The organism is Vibrio alginolyticus NBRC 15630 = ATCC 17749, assembly GCF_000354175.2.
GTDB lineage: Bacteria > Pseudomonadota > Gammaproteobacteria > Enterobacterales > Vibrionaceae > Vibrio > Vibrio alginolyticus.
In genome coordinates this window covers 2407076-2428950 of the sequence record NC_022349.1, presented here as the reverse complement: position 1 = coordinate 2428950, position 21875 = coordinate 2407076, and the positions used below count along the sequence as shown (strand labels likewise).

The 21875-nt window shown below is 45.7% G+C and carries 16 protein-coding genes and 5 tRNA genes; 8 read left to right on the top strand and 13 right to left on the bottom strand.

All coding sequences use genetic code 11. The features are described 5' to 3' along the window. Positions 1 to 32: 32 nt before the first annotated feature. Both N646_RS11165 and N646_RS11160 read right to left on the bottom strand, forming a co-directional pair. The gene (locus tag N646_RS11165) at positions 33 to 968 is read right to left on the bottom strand and encodes a LysR family transcriptional regulator (protein WP_005379132.1); all 936 of its coding nucleotides are present in this window, start codon (positions 966 to 968) and stop codon (positions 33 to 35) included. 55 nt (positions 969 to 1023) lie between these two features. After that, on the bottom strand, positions 1024 to 2031 hold the full coding sequence (locus N646_RS11160; protein WP_005379123.1) for a substrate-binding domain-containing protein: 1008 nt from the start codon (positions 2029 to 2031) through the stop codon (positions 1024 to 1026). 219 nt (positions 2032 to 2250) lie between these two features. On the opposite strand from N646_RS11160, the gene N646_RS11155 reads away from it, so the two are divergent. The 6 genes from N646_RS11155 (at position 2251) to N646_RS24685 (ending at position 9943) form a co-directional block, all read left to right on the top strand. Beyond that, positions 2251 to 3603, top strand: a complete 1353-nt coding sequence (locus N646_RS11155; RefSeq protein ID WP_017821129.1) for a serine/threonine-protein kinase — start codon at positions 2251 to 2253, stop codon at positions 3601 to 3603. A gap of 13 nt (positions 3604 to 3616) precedes the next feature. Then, the gene (locus N646_RS11150; protein WP_017821130.1) at positions 3617 to 5089 is read left to right on the top strand and encodes a hypothetical protein; all 1473 of its coding nucleotides are present in this window, start codon (positions 3617 to 3619) and stop codon (positions 5087 to 5089) included. A gap of 2 nt (positions 5090 to 5091) precedes the next feature. Beyond that, positions 5092 to 5664, top strand: coding sequence for a sigma-70 family RNA polymerase sigma factor (locus N646_RS11145; protein ID WP_005379118.1), 573 nt, complete (start codon positions 5092 to 5094; stop codon positions 5662 to 5664). 2 nt (positions 5665 to 5666) lie between these two features. Further along, positions 5667 to 7226 carry a hypothetical protein gene (locus N646_RS11140; protein WP_017821131.1) on the top strand — a complete coding sequence of 520 codons (1560 nt, stop codon included), beginning with the start codon at positions 5667 to 5669 and terminating at the stop codon, positions 7224 to 7226. 262 nt (positions 7227 to 7488) lie between these two features. Continuing rightward, positions 7489 to 9810: a hypothetical protein gene (locus tag N646_RS11135; RefSeq protein WP_017821132.1), complete on the top strand. Its 2322-nt coding sequence runs from the start codon at positions 7489 to 7491 to the stop codon at positions 9808 to 9810. Then, a complete protein-coding gene (locus tag N646_RS24685; protein WP_012841245.1) occupies positions 9800 to 9943 on the top strand; it encodes a hypothetical protein in 144 nt (47 codons plus the stop codon). Before N646_RS11135 ends, N646_RS24685 begins: the two co-directional genes overlap by 11 nt. A 75-nt stretch (positions 9944 to 10018) precedes the next feature. On the opposite strand, the gene N646_RS11130 is transcribed toward N646_RS24685, so the two are convergent. The 5 genes from N646_RS11130 to N646_RS11110 form a co-directional block, all read right to left on the bottom strand. Beyond that, entirely contained in the window at positions 10019 to 11038 is a 1020-nt protein-coding gene (locus tag N646_RS11130; RefSeq protein WP_017821133.1) for an SPOR domain-containing protein, read from the bottom strand. A gap of 157 nt (positions 11039 to 11195) precedes the next feature. Then, complete coding sequence (locus tag N646_RS11125; protein WP_005384239.1) at positions 11196 to 12146, bottom strand: ABC transporter permease; 951 nt, start codon at positions 12144 to 12146, stop codon at positions 11196 to 11198. Between the two features lie 2 nt (positions 12147 to 12148). Further along, positions 12149 to 13126 carry an ABC transporter permease gene (locus N646_RS11120; protein WP_005379110.1) on the bottom strand — a complete coding sequence of 326 codons (978 nt, stop codon included), beginning with the start codon at positions 13124 to 13126 and terminating at the stop codon, positions 12149 to 12151. A 147-nt stretch (positions 13127 to 13273) separates the two neighbouring features. Then, positions 13274 to 14827 carry an ABC transporter substrate-binding protein gene (locus tag N646_RS11115; protein ID WP_017821134.1) on the bottom strand — a complete coding sequence of 518 codons (1554 nt, stop codon included), beginning with the start codon at positions 14825 to 14827 and terminating at the stop codon, positions 13274 to 13276. Between the two features lie 92 nt (positions 14828 to 14919). Further along, entirely contained in the window at positions 14920 to 16635 is a 1716-nt protein-coding gene (locus N646_RS11110; protein ID WP_005379108.1) for a dipeptide ABC transporter ATP-binding protein, read from the bottom strand. A gap of 661 nt (positions 16636 to 17296) precedes the next feature. Between N646_RS11110 and N646_RS11105 the strand changes: the two genes are divergently transcribed. Further along, positions 17297 to 18022, top strand: a complete 726-nt coding sequence (locus N646_RS11105; protein WP_005379107.1) for an HAD family hydrolase — start codon at positions 17297 to 17299, stop codon at positions 18020 to 18022. A gap of 338 nt (positions 18023 to 18360) precedes the next feature. Here N646_RS11105 and N646_RS11100 read toward each other — a convergent pair. The 5 genes from N646_RS11100 to N646_RS11080 form a co-directional block, all read right to left on the bottom strand. After that, positions 18361 to 18437: transfer RNA gene (locus N646_RS11100), tRNA-Pro, on the bottom strand. A 64-nt stretch (positions 18438 to 18501) separates the two neighbouring features. Next, positions 18502 to 18577: transfer RNA gene (locus tag N646_RS11095), tRNA-His, on the bottom strand. A gap of 47 nt (positions 18578 to 18624) precedes the next feature. Further along, a tRNA-Pro gene (locus N646_RS11090) sits at positions 18625 to 18701 on the bottom strand. 69 nt (positions 18702 to 18770) lie between these two features. Continuing rightward, positions 18771 to 18846 (bottom strand) — tRNA-His (locus N646_RS11085). 33 nt (positions 18847 to 18879) lie between these two features. Then, a tRNA-Arg gene (locus N646_RS11080) sits at positions 18880 to 18956 on the bottom strand. A gap of 334 nt (positions 18957 to 19290) precedes the next feature. Between N646_RS11080 and N646_RS11075 the strand changes: the two genes are divergently transcribed. Continuing rightward, the gene (locus N646_RS11075; protein WP_005384252.1) at positions 19291 to 19704 is read left to right on the top strand and encodes a c-type cytochrome; all 414 of its coding nucleotides are present in this window, start codon (positions 19291 to 19293) and stop codon (positions 19702 to 19704) included. A 74-nt stretch (positions 19705 to 19778) separates the two neighbouring features. On the opposite strand, the gene rep is transcribed toward N646_RS11075, so the two are convergent. After that, entirely contained in the window at positions 19779 to 21794 is a 2016-nt protein-coding gene (gene rep, locus N646_RS11070; RefSeq protein ID WP_005379104.1) for a DNA helicase Rep, read from the bottom strand. Positions 21795 to 21875 lie beyond the last annotated feature (81 nt).

Genomic DNA, 21875 nt, shown 5'->3' with positions numbered 1-21875 from the left:
CTCTCTCATTCAGCGGATGCCATCAGGTGACGTCACTGCGTAAAAATCAGCGGCGTATTGAGGGTTTGTCGCACCACTTTATGTAGGTGTCTGTGCAAAGGATGGTTGCGGTTGGTTTGAAGGAAACCGCCAGAGACAACAAACTGGCTAAACTCACGATTAACGGGTGGCATTGCGTAAGAGGCGAGTTCTGGCATCAACAATGCCGAGCTTTGACTGGCATACATAATCGCGTCGGTTTCTTGCAACATTTGGCAAGCCAAACGCAAATTATAGGACTTCAGTAACACTACTGGCTCATACCCCATGCGTCGATACTCGGACTCCACGGTACAAAGCGGTTTATATGACGCGGGCGCAGGCAAAGAGACAAGTGGTAGTTTGGACACCGTGTCCCAATCATTGCTGACTTTCGACAACGTTGGGTGGTTTTTGCGCGCCAAAATCACTCGTTTTTCAACGAATAACGGGCGCATGTAAATGTCTTTCGACAGCTCGGTCTCTTGGTCAAGAATGCAGTAATCGTGCTCGCCTTCTAACATTTCATCGTGCGAGTAAGTATTCCAGCTGGAAAAGGCAAAGTGCGCTTTGGGAAAGGCTCGATGACAACCAGTGAGCAGTCGCTGCCCTTGTTCATCCATCAAATAAGGGTCAGTTACAATCGCGATCTGCCCTTGGTATTGCAGCGGGTCGAACACTTCAAATTCTTGCACCACTTTTTCCAGTGGTGCAACCATATTGTCGAACTCGGCGGCGAGACGAATCGCCATGGGTGATGGCTCTACCCCATGTGCTTTACGCACAAAAAGCGGGTCATCAAACACTTGCTTCAACTTCATCACGCCGCGGCTGGCGCTCGGTTGAGAAATGCCAAGCTGCATTGCGGCCAGCTTGATGCTGCGGTTTTCCACCACGGCTTTTAATAAACGCATTAAGTTGAGATCCAATGCATCCAGCTGATGTGCCATACCCTAACCTACCAATACCATTGATGAGCGAATACAAAGAGCAGTTAACAATTAGTTAAACACTCTCTCCCGACGTGATCTGATACCCCATATCGAAGACTTTTTCTTCTTGCGTTTCGCCTTTCAGGCGCGCAATTAATAGCTCTGCGCTCTTTACACCAATTTGGAAACGCGGCGTATCAACGCTGGTCAGTTTCGGGCTGATGGTTTGACCGATATCCAACGCGTTATAGCCCGCCACTGCCAATTGCTGTGGAACTTGAATGCCACGTTGCTGCGCACTCAGCATAGTACCAATTGCGATGTCATCGTTGGTACAGAACACCCCGTCGAGCGTTGGGTGCATTTCCAGTGCGCGTTCGAGCAAATCATGCGCTAAAGAAAAACTAGAATGATCACCAGTTAATACATGTTTGGGTTCTAGCCCTGCTTCTGTCATCGCGCGATCGTAACCTTGCATCCGCAATTTGGTTCGCGTATCCAGACGCGCGCCAAAATAGACGATTGTACGCTTCCCCGTATCTAGCATCTGCTTAACCACGGTGTACGACGCATCTTCATGATCGAGTCCAACCGCCATATCAATCGGCTCCGATGGCAGTTCCATGGTTTCGACCACCGGAATGCCCGCATTTTTGATCATCTGTAATGTACGCGGCGTGTGATGGCTTTCAGTTAGAATAAGTCCATCGACTTGATAAGAGAGTAATGACGCGATCTTGCGCTCTTCTTCAAGCTCATCGTAGCTAAAATGCGCTAAAAGCGTCTCATAGCCATTGGCTTTGGTCACCATCTCTATGCCCTGAACAAAGGAAGCAAAAATTTGGTTGGACAAAGACGGCAGTAAAATACCAATGGCTTTACTGGAGGACTTTGACAACATCGCCGGTGCACGGTTTTCGATGTAACCCATCTCTTCAATCGCAGTCGCAATCTTGGCCCGAGTCTTTTCTGCCACCGATTCAGGGTTACGCATATAGCGTGAAACGGTCATCTTCGTGACGCCAACCTGGTCTGCGACATCCTGCAATGTCGTACGAGTTTTCTTATTCTGTTGAGCCATAAATATGTGATTTATCAGTAATGTTACAAGTAACATTATGACGAATAGACTCTCTGCCGACAAGCTCAGTGAAAATAATTCGCAAAATCATGACGTTATTACTCCATTAGCCATCAAATTGCGTTTCATGGATTGTGAATCAAAACCGAATAAATAAATGACATTTATATCAAAGTTCTTATAAAATGCCGTACCTAAAAGAATAAGACATTAGTCACAGTGCAGTTAGGCTCTAGCGAAACCCAGATTTACTACCACCTGCTTGATCTGGACGACTCCCAAAAGCAGCAATACCTCCAAGCATTACAACAAAGTCAACCTGAGCTGTATCGACAACTCGTTCCTCTTTTAGCCAACGAGACACCGGAAGAACAACTAACGCAGTTACTTTATTTTGGTGCTCATCAGGCAACGAACCAAGACGTCGATCTAAGCGGAGAAATCATCAGTAAGTACCGCCTAACTCATGAGTTGGGGCGTGGTGGCATGGGTGTCGTATACGCAGCTCTACGTGCAGATGAAACGTTCGAGCAAGATCTGGCTATCAAGTTTATTCAAAGCAATTTGAGCAATGTGTTAGGGCAACGCGCACTCTTCGATGAAGCTCAACTTCTCGCGCGTCTAAACCATCCTTACATCGCGAAAGTGTTTGACGGCGGTCTCCATCAAGATTCGGTTTACATCGTGATGGAGCGGGTGTTTGGTCAAACTTTGGATGAGTACCTATCTGAAAATAAGCTAGAAAAAACGGAGAAGCTGCTGTTGTTTAAGCAGATCTGCCAGGCGATGGAGCACGCCCACCAGCACCAGGTTTTGCATGCCGATCTAAAACCAGAAAATATACTGATTGATCGTAGCAAGCGTCCCAAGCTGCTTGACTTCAACTTGACTCAAAAAGCGCACTCCAACCGAGAAGATTCACCCTCAGCGCTGATTGCGTTTAGCCAAAATTTTGCCAGCCCAGAGCAGCAAGCAGGACTGGTTCTAACAGAGCAAAGCGACGTGTACTCCTTGGGCAAAATTCTCGCTTTGATGTTTCCATCACCAACAATTTGGTCTGATGTTTACTGGGTGATAAGACGCGCAACGCGTCCTGCCACTCAAATGCGATATACCGATGTTAGAGCATTGCGCATTGATATCGAACGAATTATCGAACGCCGTCCAATCGAGCAGAAAAAAAACTGGCCATTGTATAGCGCCTTTCGCTTGGTACAGCGACGTCCCCTTGCTTCGGTATTGTCAGGCATCATTGTGCTCTCTGGTGTGTTATTTGGCAGCGCCATGATGCAAAAGAATATCCAGCTGCAACAAGAGAAGAAGATTGCAGAAGATATGATGTACGAAATGACTCGCCTCATCTTCCACGCGAAGGGGCAAAATGTCGAACATCTCTCAGTGAACTCCATGATGGAGTTAACACGAAGGCGGATACTCTCTAACCCAGATATCCCCAAACATATAAAACAAAAAATGTTGTTGGCGATGATGACACCGGTGCCAGAGAAGCACCTAACTACACCAATGAGTTGTCAGCCAAATTGTGCGTCTAAGGACAGCACCAACCAATAAGGCTTAAAACAAGATGTATACACGTTCAGTGGTATTTTGGCTGTCTGCATTGACGGCTACGTCCACGTTGGCAGCAGACGTTTCAGCTGCCACTTCACAACCACCAGCTTCGACCTTGAAGCAAGGCTACTTTATCGACGCCCCAGTGACTGGCCTGTATTACAAAACCAGTTCCAATATCACTGGCGTCACTCAGCAAGGAGCATTTCATTACCAACCCGGTGATGTAATTAGCTTCTTCCTTGGTAACGATGATAAAGGTTATCTGCTGACGACCTTATCAAGCCAAGAAGTGCTGACGCCGACGATGGCGACAACCAAACCTAGCCGCAGCATCAATATGACGCGTCTGCTGCTTTCTCTCGACAGCACGCCTGAGAATCGTGAGGAAATTGTCCTAGCAAACCGTGTGCTTTCTGATCCTCACTTTCAAAGCCAGCTCAAAGGCCTTGATCTCAATTACCTGGATGACGCTAAACGCTACCTCAATCTCGATTGGGTATCTGTCAATGAGGCGATTGAGCACCTAAACGAAAGCCAGCAGTACATTGAAAAAAACTTTTCCTCTGATGAGATCATTTTTGAACCTCGCGACATGACGTTCAAAAACATCGTCATCAAAAAGAAGGATTGGCAAGGCCGCGCTTGTGCTTACGATCTGCGCTATCAGCATCATCCCAAATATCGTCCTCCTATTGGTGAAACTCGATTCACCATCACCAAAGACTCATTGATTGAACACCCAAGCATTGGCGATCATTTTCAAGGCTGCTTCCTCTCGATGAAGCGCCCTATCACGGAAGATGTCGTCGAACCGATAAGCAAGTTTGCGGATTGGTTTAATATCGTTGGTTGTTCAATCACAGGGTGCACCCGCAACGACTTGAATGGCTTCTCTCTCGAAGACTTCGATGATAAAGGCGACTGGAAGTACCGCTCCGTTGCCCTCAATTTTGATCCGAGCACCGAGTTATTGATGGAAAAAGTACAAGGTCTCGGGCGTAAAAAAAACATCCAACACAATAACCGTACAGAAATGCTCTGGTTTACGTATCCCAATACTAGCGAACACGACATTGACTACCTCGGTGTGTGGCAGCAAACCGAATACCACCAACAGTCCATGACACAATCGTGCCTATTGATGCGCCACCAACAAGTCATGCGACTGCCGCAAAATACGGACACCTGCCCAACCGATACAAGCCTGTACACCCAAGATGTTACCCGCGAATTTGCCGACATGTGGTGGGTCAACAATAGCGCCCCCAAAGCCGAACTCGCGCAAATGAACGTCATGGTACGTTGGTCAACAACCCCATCTGAAATCAATTACACCACCTGGGAATACTTGCCAGCTGGTGCAACTTGGGAGCAAGGCATTTTATATCGCTATCAACAAAATGTTCTGCGCAACCAAGACGGTTCCGATCGCATTGAAACCCACACCATTTCTGAATTTGTCAAAGTGAGCGAGGATGTATAACCATGGCAACAGCAGTAGCACTGACACAAATCATTCAACAATGGCAATCTGGTGATAAACGAGCTGAGAGCGAGCTCTATCAGTTTGCTTATTTACAGTTGCGTAAGATCGCCCAACACGAGCGTGAACGAAATGCAGAAAAGTACGGCACCGACAACAAAGTACTGGCAGACAGCGTCAACAGCACCACGGCATTAATTCATGATGCTTACCTGAAAATGTCCAACTGCGACATGAGTGAAATTGAAACAAAGCGCGATTTCTTTTTGATGGCCGCCAAAGTGATGCGTCAAATCTTGATCGACAACGCACGCTCGCACCAAGCACAAAAGCGTCAACACATTACATTGATGAGAGATGAAGAAGATCGTTTCGAGCAATTGATTATCATGGATAAAGCTCTGGATAGTTTCAGTAGCCGCTATCCACGCCAATCGAGCGCACTCAAACTCAAGTATTTAATGGGCATGAAAAACCAAGAAATCAGTGAGCTACTCGAATGCAGCGCAAGCCTGATAGAGAAAGACCTCAAATTCTCTCGCAGTTGGCTACAATCACGAATGGCGCACACGTAATCATGAACAAAAAGCTTTGGATAATCGGCGCAGTATGCGTCGGTTTGTTCGGTATTTACTTCATTTCAAACAAACACAATTTGGCATCTGTGGAAGACTCGTCAGACAACGCCGACAAGTCAACCCAGCAAGCACATCGTCAATATGAGCGCACATCTTTAGTTGAAGTAAAGCAAGCGTTGACAGGTTCTGCGTTGGATCGCACTCATAAAAAAGCGGGAGATGACGCATTTAACTCCGCCCTTTTAGGACAACCAGGCCCTGTTACGAATCCATTTCATACCACAGAAGACAACACGTTTTACGAGTCAGCATTGGGTGATAAGAACAGCCGACCACAAGAGGACCCATCAGAGAATAATAAACCCATCATCAACCTCACTGTGGAACAGCAGCTACAAACCATTATTTATGCTTGGGAGCTGAAACAAAACTCTCCGGTGAGTTATTCGCTCAACCTTAACCAGCTTTTTGAAGACCCAGATGGCGATCTCCTCACCACTCAGATTTGGCTTGAAAACGCCAATGGGTTAAGAGTCCTCAACCAAGGACAAATGATGGTGCAAGGAGCGCCTGAGGAAATAAAAACCACCACATATTTGGCGGTAGCAGCGCGCGATGATTATCACGGTAATAGCGATCATGCATGGGTCACAACGCGCTTTGAGTTACCCGTTATCACACCCGATCAAAATGACACAGAACACTCGTTAGTTGGCGATGTAGTTTATCGCCTAGAGACGACACAAAATCTTGCAGGTATCGCGTACGCGTATGAAGTGGTGTATTGCGAGGCCTTTCAGTTTGAGGGGGGCGAAGTAAGTTATGCCGCCTCACACAACAAACGCCAGTGTCCTGAAAAGGGAGACTTGAAAAAAGTGGGCAAGTACAAAATCAGTGATGACTCGTTGATCGTTTATGTCCAAGGTGTACGCCAAATTTGGACCATCAAAAAAGAATACCCATCTCAGGTTCATGAAGATACTCGGAACTACTTCACCACCGTGTTTGATGGTAAACAATTCGAAAGCTATACCATGCAAAAGAACAAGCAGTCCATGGAAAAGCGCATCAATGTCCACACTGGCGAGTACGAATATCAAGGAACGTCGTTTGACTACCTCTTTCCAATTTCAGGAGGAGGTTACATAAACGGGACTGCTAGCAACTACATATTTGATAGAAGTGTTCAGGGTAACGAACCAGTGCACAAGCTGGACTCTGATCTCAATATGAAATCAAATCAACATGACCTATTTTGTCATGATTATTTATTTTACTGGTACAGCTCTATCGTAGCGGGGCGAGGAGAGTTTGCCGATATTATCTCTAGCTCAATGGATTTTGACGGCATAAATCCAATACATTGTGCTGAATGGCCAGATAATTACTGGCAACGAACATTTATGTTTTACAACCTTGAATACACAGATTACGACATATTCATTCCAGGCGAAGTCTACAGTTATGTGCTTAAACCTCACCCTCAATTTGCTGATCGCGTTGAGGAATTTAAGATCAACATGATTTATCACGCCCCTGTCCTTAGCGACACCCAATAAACCTTTTTTACCGGTGGTTATATTAACAAAACAATCATTCCCAAAATAAAACTGGAACCGTGATCAAATTATAAATTTTCCATCATAGACAAAAAATAGAAATAAATTTTACGGGTTTTGTGCGGATTTTCGTGTCTTGAACCTAAGCTCAATAGTCATTAAAAAGACACCACTCTCTTATATCTCACTAGTGAGATATAAAGAAAAAAATAATAAAAAAAGCGACTTTCTCATTCGGAAACGAAACAAGGACAAATAAATAATGAATAAGGTGAGTTTACTAGCAGCGTCAGTGGCTATCGCTCTTACAGGCTGTGGCGGTTCAGATGGTGGTTCAAACAGTGCTAACGACGGCGTTGTGATCACAGGTTTTGACGGCTACTTCAAGCATGCCGTTGTTTTTGAAGATACGAACAACAACGGCCAATGGGACACTCAAGAAACATTCCTTGGTCTGACCGATGAGAAAGGTCAACTGAAATTGGATGCAACACCAGAAAGCACTCTAGCGCTACAGACCATCACACCAAACGGTTCAAAGCAGAAACAGCTCATCGCCTTGGATGCGAAAGAGTACGCTGGCAAATACACGGTTGATATGGATCATCCAGGCCAAGCTATGGCGCACGAAATCGTATTCCGTGCACCAACATCGTCAAACGTGATTTCACCTATCACGGATCTTGTGGCGATTGAAATGGCAAAAGATCCAGCCATTAGTGAAGAAGATGCGAAAGCGAAAGTAAACCAAGCGCTAGGAGGCTCAGAAGAAGCACCAATTGATCTGTACAGTGATTTTGTTGAAGGTGCGACAAAAAACGCCGAACTACATAAAACCGCTCAGATTCTGACCGACTCGAAAGCACAAAACCCAACGAACTACGAGAAAAAAGCCACGGAGTTTGCTCAAGCGGCAAACCAAGAAGTGGAACGTCTTGTTGCATCTGGCGAAAACATCAATGACCCAAATCTACGTCCAATCATCACTGACGCGACCCCAGACAGCGACACCTTAGCACCTGAAACGGCAGTTAATAACAAGCTAACCGTAAACAAAATCGTCGAAAAGGCAGCTAAAGATAAGCTAGAAAAACTACCAAAAATCGTACAAGGCGTGGATTTTGATGGCTTAGAGCTAGACATTGAAGGTCTATTTGCAGACAAAGACCAAAACCTTGTGACAACCAAACTGACGCACAACTTTGCAGGCACAGGCATTGAAGTTGTGCAAACTGGCAACCTGATTGTTCTACATCCAACTGCAATCGTAGAGAAAGCTGGTGATTTTGAGATTGTTCTAACGGCGCAAGACATTGATTCGTCAGGTAAGGTTTTGGGTACGGTAAGCACCGTATTTCAGTTCGAAATCGAATCGGCAAACTTACCACCAATGGTTGTAGAAACAGAACAAGCGCGTCTGCAGTCCATCGTTGATGGTTGGTACCTACAACAAGGTGAAGTGTTTGAACAAACACTCGATATTTCTGGTTTGTTCCAAGATAAAGACGGTCAAATTACCGACTACTCAGCGGACTATGTAGACATTGAAGGTCTAACAGTATCTGAGGATGGTAATGCAATTATCACCATTAAAGGCACACCAACAAAAGCAGGTGAAGCTGGAGCAGTACTTGCGATTAGCGCAACAGATGGCCATACCGCGGTACAAATTGCGCTCAGCATGCCAACGGTTATCGAAGGCGTCACGCCACCACCAGTAGTACCGACTTTGGGCTTCACTCACGAGCACTTCAACGGTCAAGAATGGAAAATGGGTAGCTTTGCACAGAAAGATGGTGAAATTGGCTACGCCATGTTGATGCAAGATTCTGAAGGCCTACTATTCTGCTGGGGTTCAAACCACGATGAGATGAATCAAGAGTACAAAGCGAACATCAGTGACTTCCTAAAAGACACATGGGAACACGATGCTTACGCCATTCTTGCCGATCTGGACCAACAAACTGGTTACACGGAATACAACAATAAAGACTGTAACGACGTTGAGCTGAAAGACGGTAAGCTATACAACAGCTACGGCGACGAGTATGAAATGTTGTACCAGCACAAAACCGAGCATAACGGTACTCAAATGATCGTTAAAATATCAGATGATGAGCTGTTCTGGATGGACTCAAGCAATACCCCATTTGCAGAATCACTTTCGGTTGCAGAACACATCAAACAAGGCACGGTAGAGCATGACTTGATGGTAGAAAGTAATGGCACAGGCGACGACACAGTCCTGAAATACTCGTCAGGTACGTACGAATACGACACTGATACTTACAACTACACTTCGTTCATGCCAACAGGATTCCAAACTCCAGGTAATTGGGAAGTCCAGAATGATGAAGACCGCGAACTGCTGATTCTAGAAGAAACAGGCTCAGAGTCAGATTACAAAACTCGTCATCGTTACATCAACCGCGATTTTGGTGACTTTTATATTGGTATTCGTTGGAGTAAAGAACAAAACGGTCATGAATCCGCACCGGAATATGGTCTGTACTCTAACAGCAAAGAAGCCATGACAAGCATCGCGAGTTCACTACCGATTTTGGAGCCTGGTGATGATGACTAAAGCAACCATCGTTAACCCTTGCTGTGATAGCGTACATTTGCGTAGAAGACGCAGAACACTTTGGGAACGATTGGTCGGCATCAAAGAAGTGTATATCTGCTCTAACTGTCACAAAGAAACGCCACTCAAATAGCGATAATATTTGAGACCGCAAAAAAGCCCCGAACTCGGGGCTTTCTTCTATATTTTGACCACAATATCTGAGTCGTTATTTCACGCACACCACGTTCAATAATGAGGTCCCGGTGAGCTGATTGGGCTCACGATCGGCGAACAAACCTTTCTTATCTTTGCCCCAATACGGCAGTTGCAGTGGCCATTGATTTTTTTCCATCACCCCAGACGCCCTCAGCGCTTTAAACTCTGCAGGGTTAGCTAAGCTCATACCCAGTTGCTGACATACTTTGTGCGAGTTTTCGTAGTTGAGGCGGTTCCACGGCTTACCATGTTCCATGTAAAACTGATTATGGTGATCGAGTAAATATGGGACCACGTACGTTTTGCCCTGTACTGAAGTTCTCAACCGAACTTCAATGTCATCATTTCCAGTGACAATTGGCTTCGCTTTGGTCTTAGCAACAGGCGTAGACAAAGAGCTATCACGTGAACTTTTTGCCTTGGTATCTGGCTTCTCTGCCCGCGCTTTAAAGGCGTCGGTATCAGCTCGCACAGCAGGAACTGGCGCGGGCTTCGGGGTCACCGTCGGTGTTGGCTTAACCGAAGATGAGGCTGATTTCGACGATACAGTAGATTTAGGTGTAGGTGGTGTTACTGGTTGTTTCGTCCCTTTCCCAACCACTCGGATGAACGCCTCTTTGTAATTCGACAAGGTTTTGACTCCTCGTAAGTCATCCCTCGCATCAGACAATGCCTTGTAAGGTCCAATCAAACAGCGATAGCCTTTGGATTCAGGCTTCATCCATACGTCAGTCGTGATTTTACTATAGAGAGGCTTAGCTTTCGCGAGAGACATAGGCTTGGGTAGCAATCCGCATTGAATCCAGTAAAGGTAGTTGCCCCCCTGCGGCACTTTCTTTCCCCATACTCCGTTACCAATTGGGCACGTTTTCTCAAGCATCGGTAATTCTTTCTCGCTGGCTTGAGTGGCTTGGCAAAGGAACTCCTCCGCCGATACTGGGCTAGAAAACTGGGCGCATACCAGCAACAAGCCGAAAGCTAGGCTTGCTTGGAAGATACGAGATGGGTGTTGTGCCTTCTTCATTTCCATACACTTCACTCTAAATTAGTGGGTAAGGTCATTATGGCGGCAAAGCGCCAAAAAAATGTGAACAAAGAATAACTAGCAAAAAAAGAGCCGGAATTTGCATCCGGCTCTCAGTTTAGGAAGGAATTAAGCGAATTTACAACGCTTGGTGGGAAAATTCTTATCCTTTGTACAGTTTCGGGTTGAATACATCACGTAGCCAGTCGCCCAACAGGTTGATAACCAAAACCAATGTTACGAGCACGATGCCTGGGAAGGCAGTAATCCACCACGCACCTGAGAAGATGTAGTTAAAGCCGATGCTGATCAGCGCACCTAGTGACGGCTGATCAACAGGAAGACCCAAACCTAGGAATGACAGTGCCGCTTCCGACATGATCGCGTTCGCTACCTGTACCGTCGAGATAACCAAGATTGGCGATAGACAGTTTGGCAGAATGTGACGGAACATGATTCGCGGAGCTTTAAAGCCCATCACACGCGCCGCTTCGACGTATTCTTTCTTCTTCTCTGCCAATACCGAGGCACGAATTGTCCGTGCGTATTGCGGCCATTCAGCCACACCGATGATCACCACCAGCATCACCACTGCGTATTGGCTGTAAAAATCGCTGCCAAAGCTGGCTTTGAAAATGGCCGATACGATGATCGCCACCATCATGGTTGAGAACGATAGTTGAACATCGGCAAAGCGCATCAAGAAGCTATCGATACGACCACCGAAGTAACCCGCCGACAAACCAATGATGATACCCAGAATCAACTGAAGACCGACGGCTAAAAAGCCGATCGTCAAAGACAAACGAGAACCGTAAAGAATGGTCGATAAAATATCACGGCCTTGCTCATCAGTACCAAGAACAAAACGCTCATCGCCATCTTCCATCCACGAAGGTGGCAACTCAGAATCCATGATGTCGATAGACGTCAGATCGTACGGATCTGTTGGCGCAAGAATCGGTGCAGCCAATGCCAATACTAAGAACATCATAAAGACGGTAAAACTCGCCATCGCCACTTTGTCGCGTTTGAAGTAATACAGAAAATCTGACTCTTTGAAACGCTGCCACGCTGATGGAGCAGGAGCTGGTGTTAAATTTGATTGGCTCATGATTAAGCTCCTTTTCCAGTTAGGTTCACAGTTGGGTTGATGATGCCGTACAGCAAGTCAACGATGGTATTGGTTACCACGAAGATCAGACCAACAAAGATAACGTAGGCAGTGATCAGCGGTGTATCTACACGGTTGATTGCCTCTAGGAAAAGGAAGCCAGTGCCCGGCCATTGGAACACGGTTTCAGTAAGAATGGTGTAGGCCACCATGGTACCAATCTGCACACCACCTACTGTCAATACTGGCAGCATGGTGTTCTTAAGTGCATGTTGGTAATAAATCTTTTGTAAGTTCAAACCTTTTGCTTTGGCGAACTTAATGTATTCCGAACTCAGAACTTCCAGCATTTCTGAACGCACCAAGCGGATGAACAACGGCAACATGATAGACGCTAGCGCAATACAAGGTAGGATGAGGTGCTTGATACCATCAATGGTAAAGAAGCCAGATTCCCAACCGAGCACATTAGCGGTCTCGCCCCGCCCGTAGGAAGGCAGCCAACCGAGTTCTATGGAGAAGACATACATCAGCATGATTGCGGTTAAGAACACCGGAATCGAGATACCGACACTGCTCATCGCCATGACAAATTTGGTAAAAACACTCTTAGGATGAATCGCAGAGTACACCCCAAGCGGAATAGAGAAAACAATGATGATAAGCGTCGCGCCAAACACGAGCTCTAATGTAGCCACCAGCTTGTCGAGAATCACCTCAACCGCAGGTCGCTTGAAAAAATATGAGGTACCCAAATCACCTTGCAGTGCATTACCCACAAAGCGCGTATACTTTGTGATAAAGGGATCGTTCAGGCCTAAGTCGTCGCGTAGCGCTTGACGCTCCGATTCCGAAACCGACTGACCTACAAGCTCACGCAGCGGATCACCCAGGTTGTCCTGAATGGCAAACGCCACCAAACTGATCACAAACATCACTATCAGTGCCTGAAACAGGCGCTTGACCAGAAACGAAAACATTCCTTGCCCCTTAACTATCCATAGATCTCTAAATTAGAGAGAAAATTCAGTCTAAATAACCAACTCAATCCGACTGAAACAAAATTGAGTCGAGTGCTTTAAGTTGAGGAGGGAAATCCATCCCTCCTCAAAGTAGACTAACCGTGATTATTCAACCACTAGGTCACCGAAGTAAGGCATTACCATTGGGTTAACGATATCTGCCGCTTTCACGTTAGACTTCGCGCCCCATGCTTCACTTTGCCAGTGTAGCGGTACGAATGCTGCGTCGTTGTATAGTGTCGCTTCTACGCCCTTCAGCATTTCTGCACGTTTCGCAGGGTCCGTCTCTACGTTCGCAGCTTCAACCACTTTGTCCATTTCTGGGTTTGAGTAGTAACCACAGTTGTACTGACCACGACCGGTTTCTTCGTTACGAGTCATAGTTAGGAACTCGTTGAAGTTCGCTGAGTCTTCTGTATCTGAGTGCCAACCGATCATCAGCATGTCTGCCGCACACTTGTCGAACTCAGGCCAGTACTGCGCTTTTGGCATGGTCTTCAGATCAACCTTGATACCGATCTTAGACAACATTGCCGCCGCCGCTTGTGCTACTTTCGCATCGTTCACGTAACGGTTGTTTGGTGCGATCATCGTTAGCGTCAGGCCGTTTTCGTAACCCGCTTCTTTCATCAGTTCTTTCGCTTTCTTCAAATCGTAGCGAGGAACCAGTTTGTCATCGTGACCCACGTAACCTGCCGGGCTTTGCTGACCAGCAGCCGTTGCGAAGCCTTTCATGATTTTCTTCACGATACCTTCGTTATTGATTGCGTGAACAATCGCTTGGCGAACGCGAACGTCTTTCAATGCTTCGTTGCTGTTTTGGTTTAGTTGGAACGTGATGATACGAGTACCAGGTAGCGTAACTAGGTCGATGCCATCAGCATCTTCAACGCGTTTGTGGTCGTTTGGCGCTACAGGGTGAATCATGTCAACACCGCCAGAAAGCAGCGCTGCTACACGAGTTGCGTCTTCTTTAATTGGCACAAGCGTTAGCTTATCAACGTTACCTTTCGACTCTTTGTCCCAGTAATCTTTAAAGCGTTCAAATTCCACTTTTACGCCCTGTTCACGTGAAGTCACAATGAATGGACCCGTGCCAGATACGTTAGTCGATGCAAATGAGTTACCGTGCTTCACTAGCTCAGACTTGTCTTTGCCGTCCGCAGTTTTGCCCGTGTAGAACTTGCTGTCCATTGGGAAAATGTACGTTGCGGTTTGCAGCACTAGTGGGTAAGGACCTTTAGTTACAAGATCGAATGTGTTGTCGTCCACTTTGACGATTTTCTCGTACGGGTCGAAGATGTTTTTAAAGTCAGGAGAGCTTTGTAAACGCTGGAACGTCCACACGACGTCGTCAGCCGTTAGAGTATTGCCAGAATGGAATTTCACACCTTCACGCAGTTTGAAACGAACAGTCGTATCGTTAATACGTTCCCAGCTTTCTGCTAGGCGAGGCTCGAAATCCATTTTTTGAGTAAAGCGAACCAACGGATCAAATACCATGTGTGACATTTGCAGTGTGCCACCTGATAGCTGCTCATGTGGGTCAAGCGATACTGGGTCAGCTGCATAGCCAACTTTGATATCTGCTGTCATTGCGTTAAAGCTTAGGCCCGCAGCCATTAGCGCCACTGCTAATTTGCTTTTCATGGTTTTCATTTGCATAACTCCTTCATGCGGGGATACGGATCCCTTGTTGTTGTGTTTGCGTCTTTGTTATGACTAAAGGTTAGCCAAGCGAATTGCTTGGTTTATGCCGTTTCGATCTCTTCTCGCAAGCCAGTAAACTCCGGCATCAGAGAAATCAATTTTTTGCTGTATTCGTGTTGAGGTGCCGTGAATAACTGTTCTGTTGGTGCCACTTCTAAAAGTGTACCCATTTGCATCACACCTACTCGGTCACACATCTGACGAATAACAGGTAAATCGTGGCTGATAAACAACATAGTCAAGTTCAGCTCACTTTGCAGATCTTTCAGCAAGTTTAGAATTTGTGCCTGTACCGATACGTCCAGTGCTGAGGTCGGTTCATCACAAATCAAAAGTCGAGGACGAGTCGCCAACGCACGCGCAATAGAAATACGCTGACGCTGACCACCGGAGAATTCATGAGGATACTTAAGCCCAGCCATTCGACCCAAACCAACATGATCCAATAGGTCATTCACGATTTGGCGAGTTTCCGACTCGTTTTTCGTCAATTTATGAAAACGGATTGGCTCAGCAATAATATCGAATACCTTCATACGAGGGTTCATTGAAGTATATGGGTTTTGGAACACCATCTGCATTTGACGACGCATCGGGCGGCGCTCTTTCTCAGAGGTTAAAGCGGTCAGGTCAATGCCCTCGAATTTCACCTGACCAGAGTTAGGTTGGTATAAACCAGCAATCACACGTGCAATGGTCGATTTACCTGAACCAGACTCGCCCACCAAACCAAAGGTTTCGCCTTCGTGCACTTCAAAGCTCACATTATTAGATGCTTGCACGTATTCTCGGCGGCTTTCGAACAAAGAGTCTTTGGTCACAAAGCGAAGATTGACGTTCTTCACGTCCAAAAGCGGGCCAGTGTACTCACGCTCATCTTGGCTTTGTCCTAACCAGTGGTTCTTGATATCGAGTGGCTCCATTTCCGCCGCTTCTTCGATATAGCTTACTAACGGGAAACGATCTAGCTTTCTGTCTGAACGTGGTACCGCTGAAATTAGACTGCGAGTATAAGAGTGATCAGGATCGCCCAATACTTTGGCTGTTGGTCCAAACTCCACCAAGTCACCACGATACATTACCGCCACGCGATCGGTGACGTTGGAGACGACACCCATATCGTGAGTAACCAACATACAGCCGACATTGTTCTTGATACACAGCTCGCGGATCAAGTTGAGGATTTGGTCTTGGATAGAAACGTCTAACGCCGTAGTTGGTTCGTCCGCGATGATGAGATCAGGCTCACCAGCCAAAGCAATAGCAATGACAACACGCTGACGCATACCACCAGAGAATTGGTGCGGGTACTGTTTTAAGCGGTTTTCTGGTTGCGGAATACCAACCTGCTGCATAAGAGAAAGCGCGCGCTGATACGCCTCTTCATCAGAGACCTTCATGTTAGCGTGGATCGTCTCTTTCAGCTGTTGCTCAACAGTAAAAAGTGGATTGAGCGAGGTCATCGGATCTTGGAAAATAAAACCTATTTTCGAGCCGCGAACCTTACGCATCGCTTCTGGTGATAGGCCAGAAATTTTTTCTCCATCCAAGAATACATCACCGCTAGCAACGCGACCTGGGGGACTAAGCAAATCGATAACAGCGTTACCAACGGTGGATTTACCCGCACCTGATTCGCCAACAACACCCACGATTTCACCACGTTCAATATGAAAAGAAAGTGACTTCACGGCAGCGTGAACGCCGTGTCGGGATGGGTATTCAATACGAAGGTTTTTCACTTCTAATAGTGACATTTCAGACCTCTACTGCCTTGTCTGTGGTATCGAATCATGCCAAAGGCACCATTCATCACCTGAATGAATCCGTTCAAATTCAGAATAATACTCTGAAATCTTAATGCGGAAATAATTTGGCAAAAATCACACAAAAAAGCAACAATTAAAGTATATTCCGCCGAAAAAACATTAAATAAACGCACAATTAGCGAATAAAAATGCATTAACAAGTATTTAACCATTTTCATATCACACTATTTTTGTGCGTCATGCACCAATAAAACTAGAAAAATGCTCTAAAAGTAAACATGAGCTAAACAAGATCATTAACCATATTATTCATGTGCATTTATTAACATTTAAAAAACAATATCATATGCAAAAAGTGTTTTTTCAACATAAAAAACTATTAATAAAATAGTCGGCAAATACAAAAAGCCAAACTTAGGAAGAGAAAGGATAGGTCAAAACGTGAACAAAACAGCAAAACCACACAAATCCTGCTCCAACGCAGATTATGCGCCACTTAAGCGGTTTATTGACTAAGCAAAGGAAAGTACCGCTATCCTCATTCGTACGTCATAAGAAAACTCGCCGATTTTAACCCTTTACGACACAATTGAGAGTGGGATAATAGATGAACAGTGTCAAAGCCAAGCCGTAAATAAAAGGAGCCCCTGTGCTTAAAGCGATTTTTTTTGATATGGACGAGACTTTATGTGCAACGTCACAAGCCGATAAAGTTGCAGGACAAGCGTTTACAACTTGGATTCATAAAACCTACCCACAAGTTACCGAGCCAAAAGCGTTTTTGCAGCGCTACTTACAGGGTGTATACAAAAAGCTGAATGCTGAGTTCCCTCACCTTGTGGCTCTGCTACCCGATGAAAATGCCTTCCGTTGTGGCCTGATCCAAAACATCTTGGCGGAGCAAGGCGTCAGCATCACTGCAAAAGAGGCTCAACAAGCTCAAGACTACTTTGACTCTGCACGTATGGGCGCGTTCACTTTCTTCCCTGGTGTAAAAGAAATGCTCAGCGACCTTCGTCAACATTACAAACTCGTCGTGATCACTAACGGCCCGATTTTTTCTCAACACCCTAAATTAAACGCGACACAAATGAGTAACTGGGTGGACCATATTATTGTGGGAGGAGAAGAGCCAGAAGAGAAACCTGCTACAAGTATTTTCCAAAAAGCGCTCGACTTGGTCGAAGTAAAACCAGAAGAGGCTCTACACGTGGGCGACTCTTTACCTGCTGACATTGCTGGCGCTAACAATATGGGCATTTTGAGTGTATGGGTGAATGCGACAGGCGCAAGCAACTCAACGGATATAACGCCAAGTTTTGAAATCCAAGAAACGGTAGAACTGAAAGAAATCCTTAAAACACTCGCCCAATAAAAGCAGCGGATTAGAAAACTACAAAACCCCAGACACTGCTCTGGGGTTTATTTTGTCAGCTCGAAAAGCATTTGGATCATAGGTGGTCAAAAGCCCCTAGAGCTGTACACTTTTGGGGAAAATTGAAATGGAATGCCGATTCTTTTCAGGAGAGATGTAAAAAAGCCCCAGTCTTTCGACTGGGGCTCTAAATAGCGGTCGGTGAAGAGCCGAATTCTAACTTCAGGCGAACCCCACTTGGGTTCAAATCCATTGATACATTACCGACTAATACAGTCCAAGCGAGATCATAAACTCTAAAACGACGAAAGCCTGCTAAAAAGCAGGCTTTCTAATAGTGGTCGGTGAAGAGGGATTCGAACCCCCGACCCTCTGGTCCCAAACCAGATGCGCTACCAAGCTGCGCTATTCACCGAACTGTATTTGCTGATTTTCTCAAATCAGACAGGACACTTCAACTAAGAAATCACCTTAATTAATGGGGTGGCTAACGAGATTCGAACTCGCGACCACCGGAATCACAATCCAGGGCTCTACCAACTGAGCTATAGCCACCATCAATTTTTTCTGTTTACCGCTCTATATAGCCATAAACTAAATAGTGGTCGGTGAAGAGGGATTCGAACCCCCGACCCTCTGGTCCCAAACCAGATGCGCTACCAAGCTGCGCTATTCACCGACGATGTTTTATCTTGATTGAATCAAGATTGGGAGCAATGCTACCGCATTCAATCTAAAAAAGAAAGAATGGGGTGGCTAACGAGACTTGAACTCGCGACAACCGGAATCACAATCCGGGGCTCTACCAACTGAGCTATAGCCACCACTGATTTTTACCGATGTATCCTCCGAGGCAATGGTACGCCCGAAAGGATTCGAACCTTCGACCTTTGGCTCCGGAGGCCAACGCTCTATCCAACTGAGCTACGGGCGCATGCCCTATCGGCGGAGTGGAATAATACGGATATCACACTATGCCGTCTAGTACTTTTTTTACTTTTTTATCGTTTGGTCTCTTTTTCGACAGTTATCTTCCGTTAAAGTGGATTTTTGATGTGATTCACGCCCTGTCATGGATAACTTGTTGTTTATTGCAACAAGTTATCGGGATATAATCACCCATTATTTACATTGATTTAACAGCTGCAACCAAGTTGTCTAATCATTCTATGCCATTCAGTGGAATTTAATGATTTCTCTGCTCGGCATTAATACTCTAACTATATAAATAGGTAAGTCACTTACCTCGGGAATGTGAAGTGGGTTTAATGGATATGTCTCGACAAATGATTAGCGTTTTGTTCGCTGCCTTAACGTTTTCTACGGCAGCTTTAGCTTCTGACATCAGCCAAACTGAATACGATGCGATCGCAGAACGCATCCAACCTGTCGGTGATGTTTATCTAGCGGGTTCTGAGCCAGTGAAAGAAGAACCAACCGGTCCACGTGATGGCGCCACAGTTTATGGTACTTTTTGTATTGCTTGTCACGCATCTGGTGTAAACGGCGCACCTAAAACAGGTAATGCCGATGATTGGGCACCACGTATTGCACAAGGCAAAGATACGTTAGTGAAGCACGCATTAGAAGGCTTCAATGCGATGCCAGCCAAAGGAACCTGTATGGACTGTTCTGACGATGAAATCATCGCAGCAATTGACCACATGATTGAAGGTCTATAAGTAAAGACATCAACGAAAAAGGCTTGCCAGTTGGCAAGCCTTTTTGTTTTTTAGTCAGTGAGAACAAGGTTACTTTACTTCTTAAACATTGCTCGAATATTGGCAATGTGTGCTTGACCTTTCGCCATACGCTCTTCTGCTGATACTGGCTTTTTGTTTACTTCCCATTCAACGTCATCAAATGGCAACTCATCCAAAAAGCGGCTTTGAGTCGGTTTGATCAACTCGCCGAACTGCCGACGCTCTTTGCACATAGTGAAAGTCAGTTCACGTTGCGCTCGAGTAATACCAACGTACATCAGGCGACGCTCTTCTTCCACGTTATCTTCATCAATACTGGTTTGGTGCGGTAAAATACCTTCTTCGGACCCAATTAAGTATACATATGGGAACTCAAGGCCTTTTGATGCGTGCAAGGTCATCAGTTGTACTGCATCACTGTCTTCATCTTCTTCACCGCGCTCCATCATGTCACGCAAGGTCAAACGTTGAACGACTTCTTTTAACGTTTTCTCTTCTTGATCGTAGTTGTCACCCTCTAGGTCCGCCACTATCCATGAATAAAGATCAGAAACGTTCTTCATTCGCATTTCAGCGGCTTTCGGACTTGCTGAAGTTTCGTATAGCCAATCTTCATAATGGATATCACGAACTAGCGAACGAACCGCTTCGACGGTATCACCACGCTCAGCTTGATCAGCAATCGCCACTAGCCATTGGGTGAAACGACGCAGGTTTTCTAGGCCACGTCCCGTTAGGTGCTGTTCGAGCCCCATTTCAAAGCTCGACTCAAACAAGCTCTTGCCTCGCATATTGGCATAACTGCCTAATTTCTCTAACGTTACTGGGCCAATTTCACGTCGCGGAGTGTTCACAATGCGCAAAAATGCATTGTCGTCATCCGGATTAACCAAAACGCGCAAATACGCCATGATGTCTTTAATCTCTGCGCGCGCAAAAAACGAGGTGCCGCCAGAAATTTTATACGGTACACGGTTTTGCATCAGAGACTTTTCAATCAAACGTGATTGGTGGTTACCACGATATAGAATCGCATAATCTTTATATTCGGTACGGTTTAGGAACTTATGCGCAATTAGTTCACCCGTTACGCGCTCTGCTTCGTGCTCTTCATTTTTAGCCAACAACACTTTGAGTTTTTCACCGTCAGGAATTTCAGAGAACAGGGACTTCTCATAGACGTGAGGGTTGTTAGCTATCAAAATGTTGGCCGCACGCAGGATTCGACTCGTTGAACGGTAGTTTTGCTCTAGCTTAATCAAACGCAAATTCGGATAATCTTCACCCAGCAACACGAGGTTCTGAGGTTTCGCACCACGCCATGAATAAATAGACTGATCGTCATCCCCTACAACCGTCAATCGTCCACGTTCTCCGACAATTAATTTGACCAGCTCATACTGACTCGTGTTGGTATCTTGATACTCGTCAACCAGTAGGTAACGGATACGATTCTGCCAACGCTGACGAACGTCTTCATGATTACGTAAGAGTAAAACGGGCATCAAAATTAGGTCATCAAAATCAAGCGCGTTATAGGCTTTCATTTGCTTTTGGTACATATCAAAACAGAACGCAAACAATTGTTGCTGTTCACCTTGCGCACGCGCTTTGGCTTGCTCTGGCGTCAACATGTCGTTTTTCCAGTTGGAAATACAACTCAGAAGCTGACGTAGCAGATCTTTATCACCATCAAGCTGCTTTTCAGTAAGCTCTTTGAGCAGCGCTAGCTGGTCTTGGTCATCAAACAGTGAGAAGCCCGCTTTCAACCCTAAATGCTTGTACTCACGCTTGATGATGTTCAATCCTAAAGTGTGGAATGTTGATACCATCAAACCTTTAGACTCACCTTTCCCTAACGTTTGACCTACACGCTCCTTCATTTCACGTGCCGCTTTGTTGGTAAACGTCACCGCCGCAATGTTACGCGCTTTGTAACCACATTGCTGAACCAGATAAGCGATTTTATTGGTAATAACACGAGTTTTGCCCGAGCCAGCACCAGCTAGCACTAGGCATGGACCAGACACGTATTTCACGGCTTCATCTTGACTAGGGTTCAGCTTCATAGAAATTCTCTGCGGGTGATGAATGTGGCGCCTATGATAAAGGGGTGGCCTCGTGAAAGCTATGCTGATTTCTTGTAATTT